Annotated in this window: 23 protein-coding genes; 5 read left to right on the top strand and 18 right to left on the bottom strand. The window is 65.3% G+C overall.

Annotation, left to right across the window (positions count from 1 at the left end):
- Positions 1–146 precede the first annotated feature (146 nt).
- The 4 genes from I6F16_RS29590 to I6F16_RS29575 form a co-directional block, all read right to left on the bottom strand.
- Positions 147–875 carry a hypothetical protein gene (locus tag I6F16_RS29590; RefSeq protein WP_225174228.1) on the bottom strand — a complete coding sequence of 243 codons (729 nt, stop codon included), beginning with the start codon at positions 873–875 and terminating at the stop codon, positions 147–149.
- Positions 876–971: 96 nt separating this feature from the next.
- Positions 972–1,466 (bottom strand): signal peptidase II, encoded by a 495-nt coding sequence (lspA, locus tag I6F16_RS29585; RefSeq protein ID WP_036009258.1) that lies wholly within the window; start codon positions 1,464–1,466, stop codon positions 972–974.
- Between the two features lie 10 nt (positions 1,467–1,476).
- Positions 1,477–4,485 carry an isoleucine--tRNA ligase gene (ileS, locus tag I6F16_RS29580; protein WP_225174225.1) on the bottom strand — a complete coding sequence of 1,003 codons (3,009 nt, stop codon included), beginning with the start codon at positions 4,483–4,485 and terminating at the stop codon, positions 1,477–1,479.
- A 203-nt stretch (positions 4,486–4,688) separates the two neighbouring features.
- The gene (locus tag I6F16_RS29575) at positions 4,689–5,660 is read right to left on the bottom strand and encodes a bifunctional riboflavin kinase/FAD synthetase (RefSeq protein ID WP_036027101.1); all 972 of its coding nucleotides are present in this window, start codon (positions 5,658–5,660) and stop codon (positions 4,689–4,691) included.
- A 230-nt stretch (positions 5,661–5,890) separates the two neighbouring features.
- Between I6F16_RS29575 and I6F16_RS29570 the strand changes: the two genes are divergently transcribed.
- Entirely contained in the window at positions 5,891–6,286 is a 396-nt protein-coding gene (locus I6F16_RS29570) for a response regulator (protein ID WP_008567674.1), read from the top strand.
- A 217-nt stretch (positions 6,287–6,503) separates the two neighbouring features.
- On the opposite strand, the gene I6F16_RS29565 is transcribed toward I6F16_RS29570, so the two are convergent.
- Both I6F16_RS29565 and I6F16_RS29560 read right to left on the bottom strand, forming a co-directional pair.
- Entirely contained in the window at positions 6,504–7,358 is an 855-nt protein-coding gene (locus tag I6F16_RS29565) for a TIGR01459 family HAD-type hydrolase (RefSeq protein ID WP_225174224.1), read from the bottom strand.
- A gap of 15 nt (positions 7,359–7,373) precedes the next feature.
- Positions 7,374–8,852, bottom strand: coding sequence for an EAL domain-containing protein (locus I6F16_RS29560; protein WP_225174223.1), 1,479 nt, complete (start codon positions 8,850–8,852; stop codon positions 7,374–7,376).
- A 299-nt stretch (positions 8,853–9,151) separates the two neighbouring features.
- Here I6F16_RS29560 and I6F16_RS29555 point away from each other — a divergent pair, with 299 nt between their 5' ends.
- Positions 9,152–9,991, top strand: a complete 840-nt coding sequence (locus I6F16_RS29555; RefSeq protein WP_225174222.1) for a class I SAM-dependent methyltransferase — start codon at positions 9,152–9,154, stop codon at positions 9,989–9,991.
- 47 nt (positions 9,992–10,038) lie between these two features.
- Here I6F16_RS29555 and I6F16_RS29550 read toward each other — a convergent pair whose 3' ends face one another.
- The 7 genes from I6F16_RS29550 to uvrC form a co-directional block, all read right to left on the bottom strand.
- Entirely contained in the window at positions 10,039–11,169 is a 1,131-nt protein-coding gene (locus I6F16_RS29550; protein ID WP_225144316.1) for a YihY/virulence factor BrkB family protein, read from the bottom strand.
- Positions 11,169–11,753: a phage holin family protein gene (locus tag I6F16_RS29545; protein WP_036009277.1), complete on the bottom strand. Its 585-nt coding sequence runs from the start codon at positions 11,751–11,753 to the stop codon at positions 11,169–11,171. The genes I6F16_RS29550 and I6F16_RS29545 overlap by 1 nt, the downstream gene beginning before the upstream one ends.
- Positions 11,754–11,844: 91 nt before the next feature.
- Entirely contained in the window at positions 11,845–12,804 is a 960-nt protein-coding gene (gene prmB, locus I6F16_RS29540) for a 50S ribosomal protein L3 N(5)-glutamine methyltransferase (protein WP_225114836.1), read from the bottom strand.
- Complete coding sequence (locus I6F16_RS29535) at positions 12,804–13,271, bottom strand: molybdenum cofactor biosynthesis protein MoaE (RefSeq protein WP_225114835.1); 468 nt, start codon at positions 13,269–13,271, stop codon at positions 12,804–12,806. Before I6F16_RS29535 ends, prmB begins: the two co-directional genes overlap by 1 nt.
- 4 nt (positions 13,272–13,275) lie before the next feature.
- Positions 13,276–13,527 carry a molybdopterin converting factor subunit 1 gene (gene moaD / locus I6F16_RS29530; protein ID WP_157286520.1) on the bottom strand — a complete coding sequence of 84 codons (252 nt, stop codon included), beginning with the start codon at positions 13,525–13,527 and terminating at the stop codon, positions 13,276–13,278.
- Positions 13,524–14,141, bottom strand: coding sequence for a CDP-diacylglycerol--glycerol-3-phosphate 3-phosphatidyltransferase (gene pgsA, locus I6F16_RS29525; RefSeq protein ID WP_060734879.1), 618 nt, complete (start codon positions 14,139–14,141; stop codon positions 13,524–13,526). The genes moaD and pgsA overlap by 4 nt, the downstream gene beginning before the upstream one ends.
- Before the next feature lie 97 nt (positions 14,142–14,238).
- Positions 14,239–16,296, bottom strand: coding sequence for an excinuclease ABC subunit UvrC (gene uvrC, locus I6F16_RS29520; RefSeq protein ID WP_225114834.1), 2,058 nt, complete (start codon positions 16,294–16,296; stop codon positions 14,239–14,241).
- Positions 16,297–16,546: 250 nt separating this feature from the next.
- Between uvrC and I6F16_RS29515 the strand changes: the two genes are divergently transcribed.
- Positions 16,547–17,170, top strand: coding sequence for an outer membrane protein (locus I6F16_RS29515; protein ID WP_225114833.1), 624 nt, complete (start codon positions 16,547–16,549; stop codon positions 17,168–17,170).
- 70 nt (positions 17,171–17,240) lie between these two features.
- Here I6F16_RS29515 and I6F16_RS29510 read toward each other — a convergent pair whose 3' ends face one another.
- From I6F16_RS29510 to I6F16_RS29495, 4 genes are all read right to left on the bottom strand, one after another.
- Positions 17,241–17,456 (bottom strand): cold-shock protein, encoded by a 216-nt coding sequence (locus I6F16_RS29510; protein WP_008544396.1) that lies wholly within the window; start codon positions 17,454–17,456, stop codon positions 17,241–17,243.
- A 278-nt stretch (positions 17,457–17,734) separates the two neighbouring features.
- Entirely contained in the window at positions 17,735–18,595 is an 861-nt protein-coding gene (gene rlmJ, locus I6F16_RS29505) for a 23S rRNA (adenine(2030)-N(6))-methyltransferase RlmJ (RefSeq protein WP_036040013.1), read from the bottom strand.
- A gap of 123 nt (positions 18,596–18,718) precedes the next feature.
- Complete coding sequence (locus I6F16_RS29500) at positions 18,719–19,411, bottom strand: ribonuclease T2 (protein WP_225114832.1); 693 nt, start codon at positions 19,409–19,411, stop codon at positions 18,719–18,721.
- A 111-nt stretch (positions 19,412–19,522) separates the two neighbouring features.
- On the bottom strand, positions 19,523–19,984 hold the full coding sequence (locus I6F16_RS29495) for a hypothetical protein (protein ID WP_036027123.1): 462 nt from the start codon (positions 19,982–19,984) through the stop codon (positions 19,523–19,525).
- 184 nt (positions 19,985–20,168) lie between these two features.
- On the opposite strand from I6F16_RS29495, the gene I6F16_RS29490 reads away from it, so the two are divergent.
- Both I6F16_RS29490 and I6F16_RS29485 read left to right on the top strand, forming a co-directional pair.
- On the top strand, positions 20,169–20,468 hold the full coding sequence (locus I6F16_RS29490; protein ID WP_036027125.1) for a hypothetical protein: 300 nt from the start codon (positions 20,169–20,171) through the stop codon (positions 20,466–20,468).
- Positions 20,469–20,514: 46 nt separating this feature from the next.
- On the top strand, positions 20,515–21,045 hold the full coding sequence (locus I6F16_RS29485; RefSeq protein WP_225114831.1) for a DUF3617 family protein: 531 nt from the start codon (positions 20,515–20,517) through the stop codon (positions 21,043–21,045).
- Between the two features lie 171 nt (positions 21,046–21,216).
- Here the strand turns inward: I6F16_RS29485 and I6F16_RS29480 are convergent, their stop codons facing one another.
- Positions 21,217–22,605 carry an ATP-binding protein gene (locus I6F16_RS29480; RefSeq protein ID WP_036027128.1) on the bottom strand — a complete coding sequence of 463 codons (1,389 nt, stop codon included), beginning with the start codon at positions 22,603–22,605 and terminating at the stop codon, positions 21,217–21,219.
- Between the last annotated feature and the right edge of the window lie 3 nt (positions 22,606–22,608).

Genomic DNA, 22,608 nt, shown 5'->3' with positions numbered 1-22,608 from the left:
CACCGTGCGGCTGAGGCTTCGCGTCACGAAGCAGAGAACTCAACGCTTAGGCAAGTTACTGATAAGCAATTTTGAACGAGGTGGGCGGACATGCCCCGCCGACCCTCGCTTCGCGTGGGTCAGAATGTCGCGACAGGACAGGAACGCTATTGTTCCTTCTCCTTGCCGGATCGGACGTCGAAATAGGTCCGCTTCGAATTATCCGGGCCGGCGCCGTAGGCGTAGTTCGGCGACGGCGTCTGATATCCCGGCGGCGGCTCCACCAGCGATTGGCGTGGCGGTTCCGACGTAAACTGCTTGGACTCGGGCCCGTTCCCTTTGAAGAGTTTCCACAGCCCTCCGGTATATCCGAGTTCGGCAGGGCTCATCGTCGGATTGGCCACGTTGGTGCCCGGCTGGACCGGGTCATTGCTCGTCCTGTCGGCGGCGGCCGTCCTATGGGCGTTCAACTCGGCGGGCGACAGCGGCTGGGCGTTCTTCCAGTACTCCGTTGCCTTGTTACCGGACTTCTTCCGCTGGGCGATGGCCTCCTTGCGGCGCTTCTCGTCGGGGTCCTTCGGCCAGTTCGGCGCAGCCGCGGCTTCGGCGGCGGCAGGCGGCGGCAGGTCGAGCTTGGGCGGCACGACCAGCGGCGAACGCTCGCGGTATTCGATGCCGGGTTTTTCCATGCTCCGGGCGCCAAGGCCAGTCATCAGGTTGTCGATGAGCTTCTCTTCGAAGGTCATGTCGTCGTCGTCGTCATCGTCGGCAGCACGGGCGACGCCGGTCGACATGACGAGGCCGATGCCGAGCGCGACGGCGGCCAATTTCAGTGCCCGCCAGCCCCCCGATTGGGAGCCCCGAACCATCGAACCGCTGGTTTTCGAGCTGCGCATCACCGTACCTGTTTCATATTGTAGCAGATTGCCGCCCACACGCGGCTTGACCCTTGCAAAAGCCGGGTTCCAGCTGCCGGTCCGTATCGGCCGGGATCAGGGCGCTTTTGCGGCGGGTACCCCCAGGAAGGAATCATACAATAGCGCTGCCACCCCAGCAACGATGGCCACGTCCGCGAGGTTAAACACATACCAATTATAGGTATTTCCGGCGATCTCGATGTGGAACAGGGCGAAATCCACCACCGCGCCATAGGCCAGGCGGTCGATGCCGTTGCCAATGGCGCCGCCGATGATCAGGCCGAGCGCGACGGTCGCGAGCATGGTGTGCGAGCGGGCCATCCAGATCGCCAGCGCAACTACCGCGATCGCTTTGACGGCCATCAGCGCGAACTGCGCGGCCTGGCTGTCGTTCTGGAGCCAGCCGAAGCTGATGCCGATATTCCAGGCCAGCACCAGGTCGAAGAACGGCGTCACCCGCACCGCGCCGCGACGGGCGAGGTCGAACACGTTCAACAGCCAGAGCTTCGAGGCCTGGTCGGCCACGAGCGTGACCATGGCCGCGAGGATGCCGGCGCGGAGCGGGGTCATGGCCGACCGATCAGATGCTCACCCCCAGCGCCTTCCATTCGCGCAGCGCCTTGGCGTCGCGCGGGGTGACGTCGGGGTATTCGGCGTCTTCGCCGACCATCGGCGAGATCTTCCAGGAGCGGGCGCATTTGGTGCCGATCGCCTTCTCCACCACGACCGCGACGCCGGGGACGGCATCGAGGCGGAACGCCGAGGCCGGCGCCTCGCCCTCCCGCACCTCGTAGTTCGAGGTGATGCAGACTTCAGCCAGATCGATGTCGAACAAGGTCGCCAGTATGGCGCGATCGACGACATAGATTACCGGCGATGCCTCGAGCGAGGAGCCGATGTTCTTGGCGGCGCGTTCCAGCTCGAGTGCGCCGGTGACGACGCGACGCACGTTGCGGATCGTCTCCCATTTCGCGGCGAGCTTGTCGTCGCGCAAGGCTTCGAGATCGGTCGGGAACAGCGTCAGGTGCACGGACGGTTCGGCGTCGGGCCGGTACATGCGCCACGCCTCCTCCGCAGTGAAGCTGAGGATCGGGGCCAGCCATTTCAGGATCGAAGCGCACAACAGGTCGATGGTCGTCAGCGCCGCCTTGCGCGTCAGTGACGAGGGCGGATCGCAATACAGCGTATCCTTGCGGATGTCGAAGTAGAAGGCGGAGAGCTCGCTGTTCAGGAAGGCCGACAGGATCGCGACCACGGTCTTGTAGTCGAACTCCCGGTAGGCCTTGCCGATCGCGGCGGCGCGACCTGAGAGCTCGTGCAGCATCAAGCGCTCGAGCTCGGGCATCTCGGCCGGCGCGATTGCATCGGCCGGCCTGTAATGATGCAGCGTCCCCAGCATCCAGCGCACGGTGTTGCGCAGCTTGCGATAGGTTTCGACGGTGTTCTTCAGGATCTCGGGGCCGATGCGCTGGTCGTCGGTGTAGTCGCTGGATGCGACCCAGAGCCTTAAGATGTCGGCGCCAGATTCCTTGATGACGGCCTGCGGCTCGATGGTGTTGCCGAGCGACTTCGACATCTTGCGGCCGTCCTCGGCCTGCGTGAAGCCGTGGGTCAGCACGATGTCGTAAGGCGCGCGGCCGCGCGTGCCGCAGCTTTCCAGCAGCGAGGAGTGGAACCAGCCGCGATGCTGGTCCGAGCCTTCCAGATACATCACCGTGTCGGCGCCGCCGTCGACCTTGCGCTTGATGCCGGCGAGCCCGGGAAACTGCACGGGATCTTCCAGCACGAAAGCGTGGGTGGAGCCGGAATCGAACCAGACGTCGAGAATGTCGTCGACCTTCTGCCAGTCTTCGTTCGCGCGGGGCCCGAGGAAGCGCTCGCGGGCGCCGGTCGCGTACCAGGCGTCGGCGCCTTCCTTCTCGAAGGCGTCGCCGATGCGCGCATTGACGGCCTCGTCCTGGAGGATCTCGGCGGAGCCGTCACCCTTCTCGCGCACGAACACGGCGATCGGCACGCCCCAGGCGCGCTGGCGCGAGATCACCCAGTCGGGCCGCGCCTCGATCATGCCGTTGATGCGGTTCTCGCCGGACGGCGGCACCCATTGCGTCACCGAGATCGCCTGCAGCGCGCGGGCGCGCAGCGTGTCGCCGCTCTTCGTCTTGCCGCCCACCGCGATGTCCTTGTCCATCGCAATGAACCATTGCGGTGTGTTGCGGAAGATTACCGGCTTCTTGGAGCGCCAGGAGTGCGGATATTGATGCTTCAGCCGGCCGCGGGCGAGCAGCATGCCTTTCTCGACGAGCGCCTTGATCACGGCCTCGTTGGCATCGCCCTTCTCGCCCTTGTCGGTGATGACGCGCTTGCCGGCAAAGCCCGGCGCATGATCGGTGTAGGCGCCGTTCTCGTCGACGGTGTAGGGGATGGCGGTGTTGATGCCGCGCGCGTCGAGATCGCGCGCCTCTGCCATCCAGACATCGAAGTCCTCGCGGCCATGGCCGGGCGCCGTGTGCACGAAGCCGGTGCCGGTGTCGTCGGTGACATGGTCGCCAGGCAGCAGCGGCACGATGAAGTCGTAGCCACCGCCGACGCCCTTGAGCGGATGGGCACACTCGATCGCGTCCATGGTGTCGCCGGGGACGTCGCGGACCTTCTCATAAGCCGTCACGCGCGCCTGCTTGAAGACGTCTTGCGCGAGCGCATCGGCGAGGATGAGGAGGTCGCCGTTCCTGGCCCAATTGTCGGCGGGGGCGTCCGTCACCTTGTAGAGGCCATAAGCGATCTTCGGCGAGAACGAGATGGCGCGATTGCCCGGCAGCGTCCAGGGCGTGGTGGTCCAGATCACGACGCTCGCCGAGGCGAGCGCACCGTGCGCGGGCGAGGTCACTGGGAATTTCACCCAGACCGTATCGGACGTGTGGTCCTCGTACTCCACCTCGGCTTCGGCCAGCGCGGTCTTCTCGACCACGCTCCACATCACCGGCTTGGAGCCGCGATAGAGCGTGCCGTTTGCGGCAAACTTCATCAGCTCGCGCGCGATCTGGGCTTCGGCCGGATAGCTCATGGTGGCGTAGGGATGGTCCCAATCGCCGATCACGCCGAGGCGCTTGAACTCCTCGCGCTGCACGCCGAGCCAGTGCGTGGCATAGGCGCGGCACTCCTTGCGGAAATCGATCATCGCGGCGCTGTCGCGGAAGTCGGGCTTCTGCTTGCCCTTCTTGCGATAATGCTCCTCCTCGACCTTCCACTCGATCGGCAGGCCGTGGCAGTCCCAGCCCGGCACGTAGTTGGAATCGAAGCCGAGCATCTGCTGGCTCTTGGTGACGAGGTCCTTCAGGATCTTGTTCAGCGCCGTGCCGATATGGATGTTGCCGTTGGCGTAGGGCGGGCCGTCATGCAACACGAACTTGGCGCGGCCCTTCGCACTCTGGCGCAGCTTCTCGTAGAGGCCGATCTCGTACCAGCGCTTGAGGATCTCCGGCTCGCGCTGCGGCAGCCCGGCGCGCATCGGGAATTCGGTCTGCGGCAGGAACAGGGTCTTCGAATAGTCCTTGGCTTCAGACTTTTGGGACTTTTGCGGCTTTTCGGACATGAGGCTGACTGGCTCGGAAGGGGCGCGGGAACGGATGGCGATGCGGAATCGCGGGTGAAACGACGAAATCCCGGTCTTGCGCCGAGCCCTCAGGCTCAGGCGGAAGCCGGGCCGCTAATCCCTATGATGCGCCGCGCAAACATGGGCTCTCCATAGCAGGGGGGCGGAGGAAGCGCAAAGGTCCGGGGGCCCGGTTTCGCCTCTCAATCGATCACGCCCAGGCGCGGAAACGCGTCCGGGGCGGCGGCGAGCATGGCGCGGGCGCGGGCGGAATCGTCGTCCATCTGGTGAATCAGGGCCTCTAGACCATCGAATTTCAGCTCATCGCGGATGAAGCCGATGAAGGCGCAGTCGAGCGCCTGCCCGTAGAGGTCGCCCTTGAAGTCGAACAGGAAGATTTCGAGCAGCGGGGCGCCATTGTCGAAGGTCGGGCGGCGGCCGAAGCTGGCCACCCCGTCCAGCCGCTCGGTGCCGCGGCCGACCCGGACCGCGTAGATGCCGTGCTTGAGGCCGCAATTGGCGTCCAGGCGGATGTTGGCGGTGGGATAGCCGAGATCGCGGCCGCGCTTTTCGCCGTGGATGACCTCGCCGGTGATGAACCAGGGCGCGCCCAGCATGGTCGTGGCCTCGTCGAGCTGGCCCTCGGCGAGGGCGATCCGGATCGCGCTGGAGGAGACCGGCCGCTCGTCGATATCGACATGCGGCTGGACGTCGACTTCGATGCCGAGCCGGGGCGCCTCGTTGACCAAGAGGCTCGGGGAGCCGACGCGACCCTTGCCGAAATGGAAGTCGTAGCCGACCGCGATGCCGCTGACGCCGAGCCGCCCGATCAGGTCATGGTGAATGAAATCTTGCGCGCTGGTTCCGGCACGGGCCTTGTCGAAGGTCATGACCACGGCGCCGGCAAGCCCGGTACCGGCCAGAAGCCGCAGCTTGGCCCGCTCGTCCGTCAGGCGGAATTGCGGGGTGTTGGGGCTGAAGAACCGTCGCGGATGCGGCTCGAAGGTCAAGGCCAGCGCAGGCCGGCCATGCGCCCTGCCCATCTCCAGGGCAGCCGCGATGACGGCGCGATGGCCGAGATGCACGCCGTCGAAATTGCCCATGGCAACCACGGCGCCCCTCGGAATCGCGGAATCCGGCGTTGTATCGCGGATGACGGTAAAAGGCGGAGCCATCAGGGGAATTCTCGAACCGGGCAGGACCGGCCCGGACCGTGGCGCGACCGGCACCGCGGAGTCAAGCGGCGGGGCGGGCAGACATTGAACACGATTTCAAGCCTTCGGAGCTGACCGCAGTTAACGCGCTGTTTAAGGCCTTGGTGCTAGTCCTTGAGGCGTGGAACTGCCGGGCGCCGGCCTGGCAGGTCCGATCGTAATATTCCTGGGTTTGCGTTGGGGGAGTCGAGATGGCGGTTGATTTGTCGATGCCGGTTCTGGTGGTGGATGACTACAGCACCATGATCCGTATCATCCGGAATCTGCTGAAGCAGCTTGGCTTCGAGAATATCGATGATGCCAGCGACGGTTCGGCAGCGCTGAACAAGATGCGCGGCAAGAAGTACGGGCTCGTGATCTCCGACTGGAACATGGAGCCGATGACGGGCTACGACCTCTTGCGCGAAGTCCGCGCGGATCCGAACCTCGCCACCACGCCCTTCATCATGATCACGGCCGAATCCAAGACCGAGAACGTGATCGCGGCCAAGAAGGCCGGCGTGAACAACTACATCGTCAAGCCGTTCAATGCGGCGACGCTGAAGACCAAGATCGAGGCGGTCTTCCCGGACATGGCGAGCGCGTAAGGGCGCTCTTCGCCGGACAACAATTTTCCGTTTGGAACGTCATGCCCGGGCTTGTCCCGGGCATCCACGTTCTTGGATGCAAAAAAAGGAAGACGTGGATGGCCGGGTCATAGGCGAGCGCAAGCGACGCCGTCCTTCGGACGGCTATGCCCGGCCATGACGGCGTCTGAGGCTTGCCCTTTGGTCTAAGTCCATTGCAGCTGCGCGCGCTCCGCCGTCACCACTTCAATTCGCGCATCAGCGCCTTCGGCGGGTGGCCGAACAGCTCCATGACCGAATTCGGGTCGAGCTGGTCGAGGCCCTCGAACTCCTCGGCATGGATGCCGCGGGTGACGAACAGGCAGTCGATGCCGAATTCGCGGGCGCCGGTTAAGTCGGTGCGGACGGAATCGCCGATCGCCAGCACCTTCTTCCGGTCGATCTGGTAGCCTTGGCGTTCGCCGGCAAGCGCCATGGCGCGCTCGTAGATCGGCCGGTGCGGCTTGCCGTAGAAGATCACCTCGCCGCCGAGCTCGCGGTAGAGCTCGGCGATGGCGCCGGCGCAGTAGATCAACCGGTCGCCGCGTTCCACCACGATGTCGGGGTTGGCGCAGACCAGCGTCAGCTTGCGCTCGCGCGCCTGCAGCATCATGCCGCGATAGTCTTCCGCCGTCTCGGTCTCGTCGTCGTAGAGGCCGGTGCAGACGATGTAATCGGCTTGCTCCAGCGGCGCGGTCACCGCATCGAGGCCGCGATAGATCGAGTTGTCGCGCTCGGGGCCGAGCCAGAACATCTTGCGGCCGGGATGCTCGGCGACGTAGAGCCGGGTCAGGTCGCCTGAAGATACGATCGCGTCATAGGTCTCATCGGGGACGCCGAGCTTGCGCAATTGCCGCTGCACGGAGTCGGCAGGGCGCGGTGCGTTGGTGATCAGGATTACCGTACCGCCGCGGCTGCGATAGGTGTGCAGCGCCCCGCAGGCTTCGGGGAAGGATTCCAGCCCGTTATGGACCACGCCCCAGATATCGCTGAGCACGACCTCCACGCCGCCCACGAGCTCGCGCAGGCCTTCGGCAAAATGCAGCGCGGTCATGACGTGCGCGGCCGATCAGATGCGGCGCGCGAGCGCTGCGTTTCCGGTGATGCGTTGGGGCGGAGGCGCCGAAGAGGTCGCGCCTGAGCTGGGTGTGGCGGAGCCATTGGATCCCTGAATGTCCTGCGCCTGGTTCGGCGAGGCCCCGCCGGTAGCAGATGCCCCCTCCGGCCGCAATGGCCGGGGCGGCGCGAACAGGAACCCTTGGCCGAACCGCACGTCATAGTCGAGCAGGTCGACCACGGCGCGCTCGCCTTCGATCCGTTCGGCGATCAGGTCGATGCCGAAGCGGCCGAGCAGGTCGGAGAGGTCGGACGGGTGGATGTCGGAGGCGGAGGCCTGCTTGGGATCGAGCAGCAGCGCGGCCGGCACCTTGATGAAGCGGACCCCGCGATCGGCCAGCTCGCGCGGCTCGATGCGCAAATCCGTGACATGGTCGATGGAGAAACGGAAGCCGCGCTGGGCGAGCGCCGCGAGGTTCTCGGTCTCGGCGGGGCCGAGATTGCGGAAGGTCGACTGCTTGAACTCCAGCACCAGCGATGGCGCCAGCGCGCGGTTGGCTTCCAGGAAATCGAGGCATTGCGCGAAGGTGGTGGAATTGCCGAGCGTGGAGGCCGCGACGTTGCAGAACACGCCGACGTCCTTGTTGCGCACCATCAGGCGCCGCAGCACCTGCACGCAGCGCAGCATCACCATGTTGTCGATGCGCCCGATCAGGCCCGAGGCTTCCGCGATGCTGATGAACTCCTCGGCGGCGATCAGTTGGTCGCGCTCGTCGCGCAGGCGCGTCACCGCCTCGTAGAACCGCACCTTGCGCTGCGGCAGCGTCACCATCGGCTGCAGGAAGATATCGATGCGGTTCTCGTCGACCGCATTGCGCAGCGTCGCCAGCAACTGGGTCTGGTTGCGTCCATTTGCGGTCTGAACCGGGAGGGCGGCCTGGACCTGCACCGTCGGCGGCGCCGACCGTGGCGGGGGCTGCGGAAGCGGAGGAGGAGCGAGCGGCTTCTCCTCGAAGGGGGCAGCCAGATCGATCGGCGTTTCCGGCTCCGGCCTTGCAACCGGGGCGGGTGTGGGGGCCGGCGCGTGGCCGGCGAGCAGATCCTCATGGGCGGCCACGGTGGTGGCGAGCTGCCTGACCAATCCGCCGAGTTCGTTGATCTCGCCGATGACCGACTGGATGCGGTCGGAATTGGTCGAATTGGACGCGGCGATGCGGCTCTCGACCGCAGCCAGCCGGCGGCCGAACTCAGCCACCTGGCGGGCGAGGTCGGCTGTGCCGCGCGAGAGATCGGCGATCTGGCCGCCGACGTCGCTGCGGTCGCGCAGCCGCATCGACACCGCGTTGTAGAGGATCAGGAAAGTCAGCGCGGTCAGCGCCACGATCGCCCATTCCGTTCCGCTGATGCCGGCGACCGAATAGAGCACGAGCCCAAGCGAGGCCGCGACCAGGACCATGCAGATGGCGATGAAGATCGTCGAAATGCGAATCATGCCGCGCGTTATGCCTTTAAGAGCTGACTGCCTCACCCGGGGAAAACACGGGGTCGCGTTCGACCTCGTCACGCCTCATGCTCCCCCAAGCTTCGATCAGCCTAACATCATTGTTGATTCGAGGGGATAGTGACTGTGTCGGAGCCTATTCAGGCCCGCGCGCCCAAAGCGTTTCGTCACACGTCTGCCGGCTCAGGTGCGGAAATCAAGACGCTCTCAGCGGAAAATCATGCCGCCCTCAAGGCCAGCGCGCCGCATGCGCCCTATCGTCCCGGCGTTTTCAACCGCAGGAGATTGCCATGTCGACATCCGCCGCGCTCAAGCCAGCCGCCCCCCAACCCGATCTTGCCGCCGTCAAGCAGCGCCAGCACGGCGCCTGGTCGTCCGGCGATTATGCCGTGGTCGGCACCACCTTGCAGATCGTCGGGGAACAACTCTGCGAGGCCATCGACCTGCGCGCCGGCAGCAAGGTGCTGGACGTCGCGGCGGGCAACGGCAATGCGACGCTGGCGGCGGCTCGGCGCTGGTGTGACGTCACATCCACCGACTACGTGCCGGCGCTGCTCAAGCGCGGGCGCGAGCGCGCCATGGCCGAACACCTCGCCGTCGAGTTCCGCGAGGCGGATGCCGAGGCGCTGCCGTTTGCGGATGCCGCCTTCGACGTCGTGCTCTCCACTTTCGGCGTGATGTTCACACCGGATCAGGACAAGGCCGCTTCCGAGCTCGCGCGGGTCTGCAGATCTGGCGGCAAGATCGGCCTTGCCAACTGGACGCCGCAAGGCTTCATCGGCCAGCTGTTCAAGACCATCGGCAAGCATTTGCCGCCGCCGGCGGGGGTGAAATCGCCGGCCATGTGGGGCACGACGGCACGGCTCGAGGAGATGTTCGGCGGCGTGGCCGCGGAGATCGCCGCCGAGCCGCGCATGTTCGTGTTCCGCTATCGCTCGCCGGACCACTGGCTCGACATCTTCAAGACCTACTACGGCCCCACGCTGAAGGCGTTTGCCGCGCTCGACGCAAGCGGCCAGGCCGCGCTGGCGCGCGATCTCCTGGCGCTGCTCGAAGAGTTCAACCACGCCGATGACGGCACGATCGTGGTGCACAGCGAATATCTGGAAGCCGTGATAACCAAGCGCTGATCGCGCCCGGGATGCGGTCGGGCCAGCTTCGGCCCGACCGCTACCGATCAAAATGGCGCGGTGGCGCCGACCGTGTCGGCGGAGACGGCGTCCCGGGTGCCGAGCGGCTTCGCCCGCCCGGTGGTGGTATCGCGCAGCGTCTGCCGCTCGATCTCCGAATTCAGCTCGGCGCCGAACATGATGACGATCGCCGACATCCACATCCACGTCATCAGGCCGATCGCCGCGCCCAGCGAGCCGTAGGTTGCGTTGTAATTGGCGAATTCCGAGAGATACCAGGACAGCAGGGCAGAGCCCGCGATCCAGAGAATCGCGGCAATCACGGCGCCGAGGCTCAGCCATTGCCAGCGCGGCGCATCGCGGCTCGGCGCGAAGCGATAGAGGATGGCGAGTGCGACCAGCAGGATGATGAACAGCAGCGGCCATCGTGCCAGCGCCACGATCAGCTTGCTTTCCGGCGCCATGCCGAGATGATTTAGCGCAAGCGGGAAGGCGACGACGGCTCCCACCATCAACAGCAGCGCCACGATGCCGCCGACGGTGAAGGCCAGCGAGACCATGTTCAGCCGGATGAAGCTGCGCTTCTCGCGTTCCTCATAGGCGACGTTGAGGGCGTCGAAGATCGCCTTGACGCCGGCATTGGCGCTCCAGATCGCAAGCAGCAGGCCGACCAGGAAGGTGACGCCGAGCGTCGCATTGCCGTTCGACACCACGCGCGCGACCTGGTCCTCGACGATCTGGAACGAGCCCTCCGGCAGCATGGTCGCAAGCGTGTGCAGATTGGCGCTTATCGTGGCGGGATCGGCGAACAGGGCATAGGAGGAGACGAGCGCGGTCACTGCGGGGAAGAGCGCGAGCAGCCCGAAGAAGACGACGCCGCCCGCGGTCGCGAGCAGGCGATCCTCGTCGATGCGTTGATAGGTCCGCCAGAAAATGTCCTTCCAGCCAGCCCAGGGGATCTCGAACGGGCTTTTCGCGCGGCGGCCGCGGCCCGGCTGCATCGCCGCACCGGCCGGGTGCGTTTCCGGGGAATTCGCTTCGCCCTTGCGGTGGTGTTGCGGAGGCCCGGGCCTCGCCAGGCCGGAATCCTGAAAGTAGCGCTCCGCGGTCAGCACGAACACGGCCGTTGCCGCCACCAGCAGCCAGGAGTCGATCTGCTCGGAGCGCCGCGCCAGCATCACGCCTCCAGACTATGCCTGTTGCGTCGCCGCCGGGCGGCCGTCAGCCCGACCAGGCCGACCGCCGCGAGCATCAGGCCGAGCTGCACGGGACGGTTGGCGCGAGCCGGCCAGGTCTTGATGCCACCGCGCTCGCCCGGTGCGAGCGGCGCGAGGGGAATCGTCGTTGCGACCTCCTTCACCGCCTCCTTGACCGTTCCACGCGGGATCCGGGGCGTGGCGATCGCCACGCGCAGACGGCTCGCGAGCGGCACGACCGGCTTGGCCTTGCGTTTCATCTGGGCCATGGCCACCCCGGCACAGACCGCAGCCAGCACCAGCAGCACTGCGGCGACGGCGCCAAATCCCCAGAACTGCCCGTAGGTGATCCCGACCCAGCGGTACAGGGCGATCAGTCCGACGAAGAATGCCGCGACAACGAACAGGCCGGCGACCGCGAACAGCCCGCCGGCCACCGCGTAAGATGTCACCTTGCCTGTGGCCTGGCTGGTCTGGTCACGCAGATAGGATTGAGCAGCGCGTTTGACGTGATTGAGCTTGAGCGCCATCCCGGCGCGCAGCAATTCGCCCGATGGCGCGAGCATGCGGACATCCTCCCAAGACGAGAAAATTCATCGGGGGATGAACGTGGCGATATTTGACTTGTTCCGACGGAGCGTGATCGGCCGCGATGAATCAGCCGAGATCGGCGGCCGCGATCCAGAACACCTCGCCCTCGGAATCTTCGGTGTCCAGCCAGAGCAGCGGCAGTTCCGGAAAGGCCTCGTCGACCAGCTCGCGGCCGCGGCCGATCTCGCAAATCAGCCCGCCATCCGCCGTCAGGTGGTCGGGCGCATCGCGTAGGATCCGGCGCACCACGTCGAGACCGTCGGCGCCACCATCGAAGGCGAGCTTCGGCTCGGCCCGGCACTCCGGCGGCAATGCCGCCATGCCCTCGGCGTCGACGTAGGGCGGGTTGGTGATGATCAGGTCGTATCTGTTGCCGCCGAGCGGGGCGAACAGATCGCCGCGATACAGGCTGATGCGGTCCTCGAGCCCGTATTCGCCGACATTGCGCGCAGCGACCTCGAGCGCGCCCTTGGAAATGTCCACGGCGTCGATGGTGGCGTTCGGGAAATGATGCGCCGCGAGAATCGCAAGGCATCCCGAGCCCGTGCAGAGATCTAGCACGCGCTCCACCGCCGTCGGGTCGTCGATCAGTGATCCGGCCGCGCCGTCGGCGCCGAAATGCGATTCCAGGAGCTCGCCGATGAAGGAGCGCGGAACGATGACGCGCTCGTCGACATAGAAGGGCAGGCCGCGCATGTAGATCTTGTTGACGAGATAGGCGGCCGGTTTGCGCGTCGTGACGCGCCGATGGATGAGGTCGAGGAGGGTCTTGCCTTCTGCGGCGGTGACGCGCGCGTTGGCAAAGATCTCGAACTGGTCGGGATTGAGATGCAGCGCCTCGCAGACCAGGAACGCGGCTTCCGCGACAGGGTCGGTCGTGCCATGTGCAAAGGCAAGCTTGGCCTCGATGAAGCGGCTCACGGCATAGCGGACGAAGTCGAGCAGCGTGAGAAGCTCGCCGGGTCCCACCTTCGCGAGGTCAGGCGCGGCGCGGCCGCGCGCGGTCCTTTTCACAGCTTTGGCCATCAGGATTTGGTCCAGCGTGTGGCGGCTTCGTCGTCACGGGCGTGGGCCTCGACCCAGCCGGTGCCGGTGGCGCTCTCTTCCTTCTTCCAGAACGGCGCGCTGGTCTTGAGATAGTCCATCAGGAACTCGGCGGCCTGGAACGCCGCCTGTCGGTGCTGTGAGGCGGTCACCACCAGCACGATGTTCTGGCCGGGCATCAAGCGGCCGACGCGGTGGATCACCGTGATGCCGTTGAGCGGCCAGCGCGAGACGGCCTCGTCGGCGTGGCGCCTGATCTCTTCCTCCGCCATGCCGGGGTAATGTTCGAGCGTCAGCGCGGCGACCTTGGCGCTGTCATCGTCGGCGCGGCAGATGCCGGAAAATGTCACCACAGCGCCGATATCGGTCCGGCTGCTCGTCAGGACCGAGATCTCGCGCGCGATGTCGAAATCGTCTTCCTGGATACGAATGGTGACGGGGCAGGTCATGAGGCTAGCCGCCGGTCATGGGCGGGAAGAACGCGATCTCGCGGGCGCCTGCGATGGCGGCGTCCTGCTTGACGTGAGCGCGGTCGATTGCGGCGCGGATCACCTTCGGCTTCTCGAACGCGTGCGCATAGGCTTCGCTCTGGCCGGAGAGCCAGGCGATCAGCTCCTCGACGGTGCGGACGCTCGCGGGAGGCTCGATCGTCTCTTCGGCCTTGCCGACGCGCTCGCGCACCCAGGCGAAATACTTCACCTTCATCCCTCGTCCTCCTTGATGAGGTGATGGATGCCGGCGCGAAAATAGTCGTAGCCGGTGTACATGGTAAGGATCGCCGAAGCCCACAGCAGCGCGAGGCCAATCATGGAGACGACAGGCACGACCTCGTCGCCGGCAGGTCCCGCGAGCAGGAACCCGATCGCGACGAGCTGAACCGTGGTCTTCCACTTCGCGAGCTTGGTCACGGGCACGCTGACGCGAAGCGCAGCCAGATATTCGCGCAGGCCCGAGACCAGGATCTCGCGGCACAGGATCACGATGGCCGCCCATAGCGACCAGCCGTGAATGATGCCGTCCGCGGCGAGCATCAACAGGCAGGAGGCGACCAGCAGCTTGTCGGCGATCGGATCGAGCATCCGGCCGAACGCCGATTGCTGATTCCAGATCCGTGCGTAATAGCCGTCAAGGTAATCGGTCACCGCGGCGCCGATGAAGATGGCAACTGCGACCCAGCGCAGCCAGAGCGGCTGATCCAGTATCGACTGTGCATAGATGCATCCGACCACGACCGGGATCGCGGCGATCCGGCCATAGGTCAGGATGTTGGGGAGGGACATCGCGCGGCTGGTCGTCCCTCGTGTGGTGGCGATGTTCATCCGTCCTACCAATACCGCTGCTGCCTGAACGTCAACCGTCCCGCGCCCCAAATGAGGTGCGGACACGACGATCATATGACTGCGGTCCCCCTTTAGTTCATCCCGGTTGGGGATGGAAATATTCGAAAATCCTGCGCGCGCTCTCGGCGCTCACCCCCGGAACCTTGCCGAGATCGGCGATCGAGGCCCGTTCGATCTCCTTCAGGGTTCCGAAATGGTGCAGCAAGGCACGTTTGCGTGACGGGCCGATGCCCGGAATCTCCTGCAAACCAGCCTCGCGGATGTCCTTCTTGCGCAGCTTGCGGTGCGAGCCGATGACGAAGCGGTGGGCTTCGTCACGCAGGCGCTGGATGAAATAGAGTACGGGATCGCGCGGCTCCAGCTTGATCGCCTCGCGCTCCGGCATGAACAGGGTCTCGCGGCCGGCATCCCGGTCCGGTCCCTTGGCGACTGACATCAGCGACACCTGGGTCAGGCCGAGATTGGCGAAGATCTCGCGCACGGCGTTGAGCTGGCCACGGCCGCCGTCGATGATCACGAGGTCGGGCCATTGCGGGAAATCGTCGTCCTTGGCCTTGCTGGCGGCATCCTCGGGCGGATTGATCAGGCGCTTGAAGCGGCGCTCCAGCACTTCGCGCATCATGGCGAAGTCGTCGCCGGGCGTGATCCCTTCCGACTTGATGTTGAACTTGCGGTACTGGTTCTTCACGAAGCCATCTGGGCCCGCGACGATCATGGCGCCGACCGCGTTGGTGCCCTGGATGTGGCTGTTGTCGTAGACCTCGATGCGCTTGGGCACGTGCGGCAGGCTCAGCGTCGCGGCCATGGCCTCGAGCAACCGGCTTTGCGTCGCGGTGTCCGCGAGCTTGCGGCCGAGCGCCTCGCGCGCATTGGTCAGCGCGTGGGTGACCAGCTCCTTCTTCTCGCCGCGCTTGGGCGCGGTGACCTCGACCTTGTGGCCAGCCTTGATCGATAGCGCGTTGGCGAGCAGCTCGCTCTCCTCGATATCGTGCGAGAGCAGGATGTTCCTCGGCGGCGGCTTGTCGTCGTAGAACTGCGCCAGGAAGGACCCCAGCACCTCCTCGGGCGTAAAGCTCTTCTCCGCGCGCGGAAAATAGGCGCGGTTGCCCCAGTTCTGTCCGGTGCGAAAGAAGAACACCTCGACGCAGGAGAAGCCGCCCTCCTGGTGGATGGCGAACACGTCGGCTTCCTCCACCGTGCGCGGATTGATGCCCTGCTGCGACTGGATCGCCGACAGCGCGGCGAGGCGATCGCGGTACAGTGCGGCGCGCTCGAATTCGAGCTCGTTCGAGGCCTTCTCCATCTCCCCGGCGAGCTCCTGCTTCACCGCATGGCTCTTGCCGGAGAGGAAGTCGCTGGCCTCGCGCACCAGCGTCGAATAGCCGCCGAAATCGATCTCCCGGGTGCAGGGTCCGGCGCAGCGGCGGATCTGGTGGAGCAGGCAGGGCCGGGTGCGGCTCTCGAAGAAGGAATCGGTGCAGGAGCGGATCAAGAACGCGCGCTGCAGCGCCGTGATGGTGCGGTTGACCGCGCCGGCGGAGGCAAACGGGCCGAAATAGCGCCCGGGCCGGGTCTGCGCACCGCGATGTTTCAGGATCTGCGGCGCCCAATGGTCGCCGGTGATCAGGATGTAGGGGAACGACTTGTCGTCGCGAAGCTGCACGTTGAAGCGCGGCCGCAGCTGCTTGATCAGGTTGGCTTCCAGCAGCAGCGCCTCGGTCTCGGTCGTGGTCGAGACGATCTCCACCGTGACGGTGGCCGCGATCATGCGCAGGATGCGGGCCGGCAGCGGCGCACTCTGGCGCGCATAACTGGACAGGCGCTTTTTGACGTTCTTGGCCTTGCCGACATAGAGCACGTCGGCGTTCGCATTGAGCATACGATAGACGCCAGGCGAGGTCGGTGCGAGGCGGACCGCGCGCTCGATCGCCTCGTGACCGGTCGCGAGCGGGCCTTCGCCGACGGCGCCGCTCTCTTCCAGGATGTCCGGCAGCAGGGCATCGTCCTCGTCATCGCCCCCTGCCGCCGCGGGATCTACGTCCGGCCCGGCCAGCCGCTCGGGCGGCGTGTCGCTCGCAGCCGGCGGCGCCTTGCGCGCGCGGTCGTCCGGATTGTCGGGGGAATCGTGAACCATGGGACGAATTTAGGCGCTGGGGGGACTGATTTGAAGTTCCGGCCATGCGGCACGCACAGAGGATGGCGGGCAGCTCCCGGTAACGCTTCCTTAAGTCTGTTAAGCAGGCGGTAACCCGGCTTAACAGCCCTTTAACTTAAAACTCTCGATAAATCCTACGCGAAAAGCTCTTGGTTCCGTAACCATGCGATTTTGCTCGCGCGGCGGCGCGGGCATCGCTCGGGTTGCGACAGTGGCGTTGGAGTGAGTGATGAAGAGGCTCGTTGTGGGCGCAGCCGCGTTGGTTGCAGCCGGCTGGACAGCTTCGGCAGAGGCCGCCGATCTCAGTTACGGGCAGCGTGCGCCCTATACCGTCAATCAGCCGCTCAATGCCTATAGCTGGGCGGGTCCCTATCTCGGCGGCAATATCGGCTATGAATGGGGCTCGGTCGACAACAACCCCACCAAGCCGTCCGGCTTCGTCGCCGGTGTGCAGGCCGGCTACAATTTCCAGAACGGCCCGTGGGTGTTCGGCGTCGAGGGCGACATCCAGGCCGCCGGCGCCGACGACACGTTCGCGCCGTGGAAGTTCTCCAATCCGTGGTTCGGCACCCTGCGCGGCCGCGCCGGCTATGCGTTCAACAACGTGCTGTTCTACGGCACCGCCGGTCTCGCCTTCGGCGAGCTGCGCGCGCAGACCTTCGGCTGGTCGGAGTCGCACACCACCGCGGGCTGGACCATCGGCGCCGGTGCGGAAGTCGGCCTCGCGCCGAACTGGAGCGCCAAGCTCGAATATCTCTACATCGATCTGTCGACCAGCCAGTTCGCAATCACGGGCGTGTCAAACGGCTATAGCGCCAACGTTGTCCGCGCAGGCGTGAACTATCGCTTCTGACATCCAAAGAAGAAAATACCGGACCAGCCTCCCGGCCGCTCGCGGCCGGGATTTTTTTTCGCCAGGCTTGCTAGGAGAGGATCACCAGATTGACCGCCTTCGGTCCCTTCCCCTTCTTGTCCGGTTCGACTTCGAAAGTAATACGCTGTCCTTCGGCAAGGTCCTTCAGTCCCGCCCGCTCCACAGCAGTGATGTGAACGAAGACATCGCGACCGCCGTCGTCAGGCTTGATGAAGCCGTAGCCGCGCTCGCCGTTGAAGAACTTGACCGTTCCCGTCATGGCCATCGGGAAACTCCCCCTCATTGCTCCTCCGTCGCGACGCAGACTCACGTCGCGACATGACCGGGCCTTACGGAGCCCGGGAGCTGGCCATCCTTGGACGGACCTGATCGGTCCGGCCGGATCTTTCTTAGGGCCTTCACTCCGCCGCAACCATTCGCGGAAGCGGAACGTAAAGCCAGTCACGGAAATAGCATAATACGGTTCTTTGCAGATTGACTACCGGTCCTGCATATTTTTCCCAAGAATGCCGGAGTGTTACGGCTTGGCGTCAATGCTTGGCGCTAAGGCTTGGGCACCTCCAGCCGGAATCTGGCAGCACCGCCCTGGCCGAGCGGTATTTCCAGCTCCGGCAGAATGGTCTTGAGCTCGCCGTGCAGCGTGTAGGGCGGGTTGACGATCAGGAGACCGGTGGAGGTGAGCGCGGCGCTGTCGGCTTGCGGCGCGACGCTGAATTCGAGGCGAAGGCATTTTCCGGGCGGCTTTGCTGCAGCTGCGAGCCGCGCCACGGTTTGTGCCAGCGTGTCGGTGGCGCGCCGGTTCTTGGCGGGATACCAGATTACGTAGATACCGGTCGGCCATTTCGCGAACGCTGCCGAGAAGGCTTCGCCGAGCCGCTCGAACTCGTCCTTGGCCTCGAAGGGCGGATCGATCAGCACGAGGCCACGCCGCTCCTTCGGCGGCACGAAGGCCGGCAGCGCCACCCAGCCGTCGAGATCGACCACGCGGGCCTGCTCGTCGCGGCGCAGCGCATCGATCAGCGCTTTCCGGGCCTTCGGCTCGAGCTCGCAGGCGACGAGCCGGTCCTGCGGCCTGAGCAGGCCGCGCGCGATCAACGGCGAGCCCGGATAGGCCTTGAGCTCCCCCTTCGGATTGAAGGCGCGGACGATGTCGAGATAAGGCTTCGTCAGCGCCGCGCTCTCGTTCGACAGACGGGCCTGCAGCAGCCGCGCAATGCCGGTCAGCCATTCGCCGCCGCGGCGCGCCTCGTCGCTGTCGAGATCGTAGAGGCCGGCGCCGGCGTGGGTGTCGATGACGCGGAACGCTGCCGGCTTGTCCTGCAGATAAGTAAGGATGCGCGCCAGCACGATGTGCTTGATGACATCGGCGAAGCTGCCGGCGTGGAAGGCGTGGCGGTAGTTCATGGCGGAGAGGACTACGTTGTCTGGCGCGATCCTAACCCCTGTCATTGCGAGCGCAGCGAAGCAATCCAGAAATGCGTCCGCGGAGGCACTCTGGATTGCTTCGCTGCGCTCGCAATGACTGAGCTACCCGCCCCTGATCGGCGGCATCGTCACCTGGTCGCGGCGGCAGGCGCGGCGCTCGATCTCGTCGCAGGCGCGGAATTGCAGGTCCTTGCTGAGGCAGATGCGGACCTCGGACAGCCGTGTCCGGTTGCAGGTGACCGAGACGGCGGCATTGCTGAGACCCGGATTGGCCTTGATGAAGGCCTCCTCGACCTCCGCCGGCGCGACGGTCTTGGCCTGCGCCAGATCGAGATATTCGGCCGGAATCTTGATCGCAGCGCGCGCCTTGCGGATCATCTCGAAATAGCCGCGGCCCTCCAGCCCGGAGCAGGTGCCGTGCTTGTCCCATTCGTTGAAGATCAGGCCCGGCGCCGGCATCAAATCGAGCATCGAGGAAACGATATTGCGGTTCAGCCGCGGCGCCGGCCGTTGGCAATATTCGGGGAAGCCGTTTTCATATTGCGGCCACAGCCCATGCACCACGAAGGCGTAGGGCCGTCCGCCGCATTGCATCTGGGACCGGCCGCCCCGTTCGGCTGCTTCCTCGCAGAACGAGGGCGACCACGATAGCGCCAGCACATAGAAATCGAACTCGCCGGGTGCGTTCTGCCGCTTGTCCTGCGCCTTCGAACCGCCGGCGAGGCTGGCCAACCCCGCAATGAGGATCAGCGAGATCATCAAACGGGACAACGAACGCAATCTGGAGTGAAACATGGCGACGCCCCTCAACTAGACTGTGCACACAGCCTAGCAGGCGATGGGAACATTTCAAGAACAAAATTGGACAATCGTCGGCTAGCTGAGCCGAATAAGCCGGTGTCGGAGTCAGGGCTTGGCGGCGCGGCACGCCGGGTTATAGGCCCAGTTGCGATCCACCCCGACGACGCACCATTCGACGCCGTTGCCGTAGGAGGCGAAGCCGCCATCCTCGATGATCGAGAAATGCACCTTGCGCGGCTTGCCGTCATTGAGCATGGCCTCGCCGGTGCAATAGCGGCGCGGAATGTTGTCGGACTGCCAGGGCCGGAACGCGGTTTCGCGAACGGCGGAGAAGCCGGTGATCTGCAACGAAGAATTCCAGAACTTGGATTCCTTTTCGGCGAATTCGTGCACGATCCTCGGCAGAGCCCAGTCGCAAGGGGCGACGGCGCCGTCATAGCGCGGCCCGCTCAGCCAGAAATTCAGCTCCAGCGGATTGGCGGCCCTGGCCTCGCCGAGTGACAATGCTCCGAACATGAGGCCGAGCACGGCGGCGAAACGGAGCGATTTCTCGAAGGGGGCGCGCATGATCAATCCGGGCAGCTAAGGGTCTTGCGAAGGCCGGACGGTGCCGCGAAGGTTGGAGGAGGTCAAGTGCAGCGCGGCAACACTTCGCAAGGACTTGACCAAGTGTCGCGGCCAACAGGGGTTCGGTTCTTTTCACATGCGTCGCGGCACCGTAAACTGGCGCCAGCCAATTGGAGTGACGGGAATGCGAATCATTGCGGCCGCGGGCCTTCTTGCCAGCCTGGTTGTCTCAGGCATGATGGCGAGCCAGTCGGCGCGCGCCGATTACGTGCCGCCGTTCAAGGGCAACGACACCGGCGGCATCATCGCCTATTCGATGGCGACCCGGGTCGATGCGCGCCAGGTCGCGGTCGATCATTGCGCCCGCTACGGCAAGGTGGCGAAATTCCTGGCCGTGCAGGGCTATGAGGGCGGCTACATCTCGTTCTCGTGCCGCTGGGTGCCTTATGGCGCCGCCGACCGGCCGATCCGCACACTGTACTGAGGCGCTGTCGTAGGCGCCGCACCTCTCTCAGCCGGGAGCTTCCCTCATGACGCGCAAACTCGCTTTGCTCGGCTCGATGCTTTGCCTCGCGTTGTCGGCAGGCAGCGCCAGCGCCGACGAACTGCCGCTGCGCAAGGCCGGTCTTTGGGAGATGAAGCTGGTCACATCGGGCTCGCCCATGCCCGAGATGATCATGCAGCACTGCACCGACGAGACCGTCGACAAGGAGATGAGCAACAACGTCTCCCCGATGGCCAAGCAGATCTGCGCCAAGCAGGAGATCAAGAAGACCGCGACCGGCTATGTCAGCGATTCCGAGTGCAGCGTCGCCGGCGTCAGCACGACCTCGCATGCCGAGATCACCGGCGACTTCAACTCGGCCTACACGGTGAAGACCACTTCGCACGCAAAAGGCGGCGTTGCCGGTGCGGCGGGGCGCGACAGCACCACGACGCTGCAAGCCAAGTGGCTCGGGGCCTGCAAGCCGGATCAGAAGCCCGGTGACATCGTCATGCCCGGCGGCTTCAAGATGAACACGCGCGACATGGACAAGCTGAAGGCGCTGCTGCCGAAGTAGGTGTGCTCGCCGCGCGGCCGGTGCGCTCCCTCGCCCCGTTCTTACGGGGAGAGGGTTGGGGTGAGGGGCTCTCTCCACACGTGAGATCGATGAGAGACCTGTACCCCCTCACCCGGATCGCAAGAGCGATCCGACCTCTCCCCGCAAGCGGGGAGAGGTGGAGTAAGCCACCTACACCGGTATCCGCACGCTCGCCCTCAATCCTCCCATCGGGCTGTCACCGAGCGTGATGTCGCCGCCGTGCGAGCGGGCGATGTCGCGGGCAATCGCGAGCCCCAGGCCGGTGCCGCCTTCGTCCTGGTTGCGGGCGTTGTCCAGCCGCAGGAACGGCTTGAATACCTCTTCGCGCAAGTGGGCGGGAATGCCGGGGCCGTCATCGTCGACGGTGACGGTCAAATAACGGTGATCGCGTTGGCCGGTGATGGCGATGTTCTTGCCGTAGCGCGCTGCGTTGGTGACGAGGTTGGCGAGGCAGCGCTTGAACGAAGCCGGCTTCACCGTCACCACGGGCAGGCCGTTGAAGGCGACGGTCGCGGTATGGCCGTGACGCTCGGCATCGCTGCGCAGCTCCTCGAGCGCCTGCGCCATGTCGGTCGGCTGCGACTGCTCGCCGGAATCGCCGCGGGCGAACGCAAGGTAATCCTCCAGCATCATCGACATTTCGTCGACGTCCTTGCGCATGCCTTCGAGCTCGGGACTGTCTCCGATCAGTGCCAGCTCGAGCTTGAAGCGGGTCAGGATGGTGCGCAGATCGTGGCTGACGCCGGCGAGCATCGCGGTGCGCTGCTCCATCGTGCGCTCGATGCGCGACTTCATCTCCAGGAAGGCGACCGCCGCGCGCCGCACCTCGCGCGCGCCGCGCGGGCGGAAATTCGGCGCCTCGCGGCCCTTGCCGAAGCTCTCGGCGGCATCGGCAAGGCGCAGGATCGGCTTGATCTGGTTGCGCAGGAACAGCACCGCGACGATCAACAGGATCGAGGACGTGCCGACCATCCAGAACAGGAAGATCTCCGAGTTCGAGGCATAGGCGGCGCTGCGCTGCGCGAACACGCGCATCACGGCGTCGTCGAGCTGGATGCGGATCTCGACCAGGTTGGAGCGGCCGACCGTGTCGATCCAGAACGAGCGGCCGATCTGGCGGCCGAGCTGCACCGACAGCGTCTGGTCGAGCAGCGAGAAGAACGGTTTTGGTCCCGGCGGCGGCATGTCGCCGGCAGGCAGGAAATCGACGACGAGGCCGAGCCGCTGCTGCGCGATGCGGCGGATCTCGTTGCGGTCCTTATCCTGCGGATAGCCCTTGTAGACGTCGATCAGTGCGGCGATGTCCTGAACCACCGCGGCCGACAGGCGGCGCGTCACCGTGTTCCAGTGCCGCTCCATGAACACGAAAGCGACGACCGATTGCAGCACCACCATCGGTACGATCATGATGAGGAGCGCGCGGGCGTAGAGGCCGGTCGGCATCCAGCCCTTGAAAGCGTTGCCCATCCAGCCGTTCGCGGCGGAGACGCGGCCGGCGGCGCTCTTCAGAAGCGTCAGGCCGGTATCGATCGTGCTCATCTG

It is taken from the genome of Bradyrhizobium sp. IC4060 (assembly GCF_020193715.1).
GTDB lineage: Bacteria > Pseudomonadota > Alphaproteobacteria > Rhizobiales > Xanthobacteraceae > Bradyrhizobium > Bradyrhizobium yuanmingense.
This window is presented reverse-complemented; position numbering and strand designations above follow the sequence as displayed.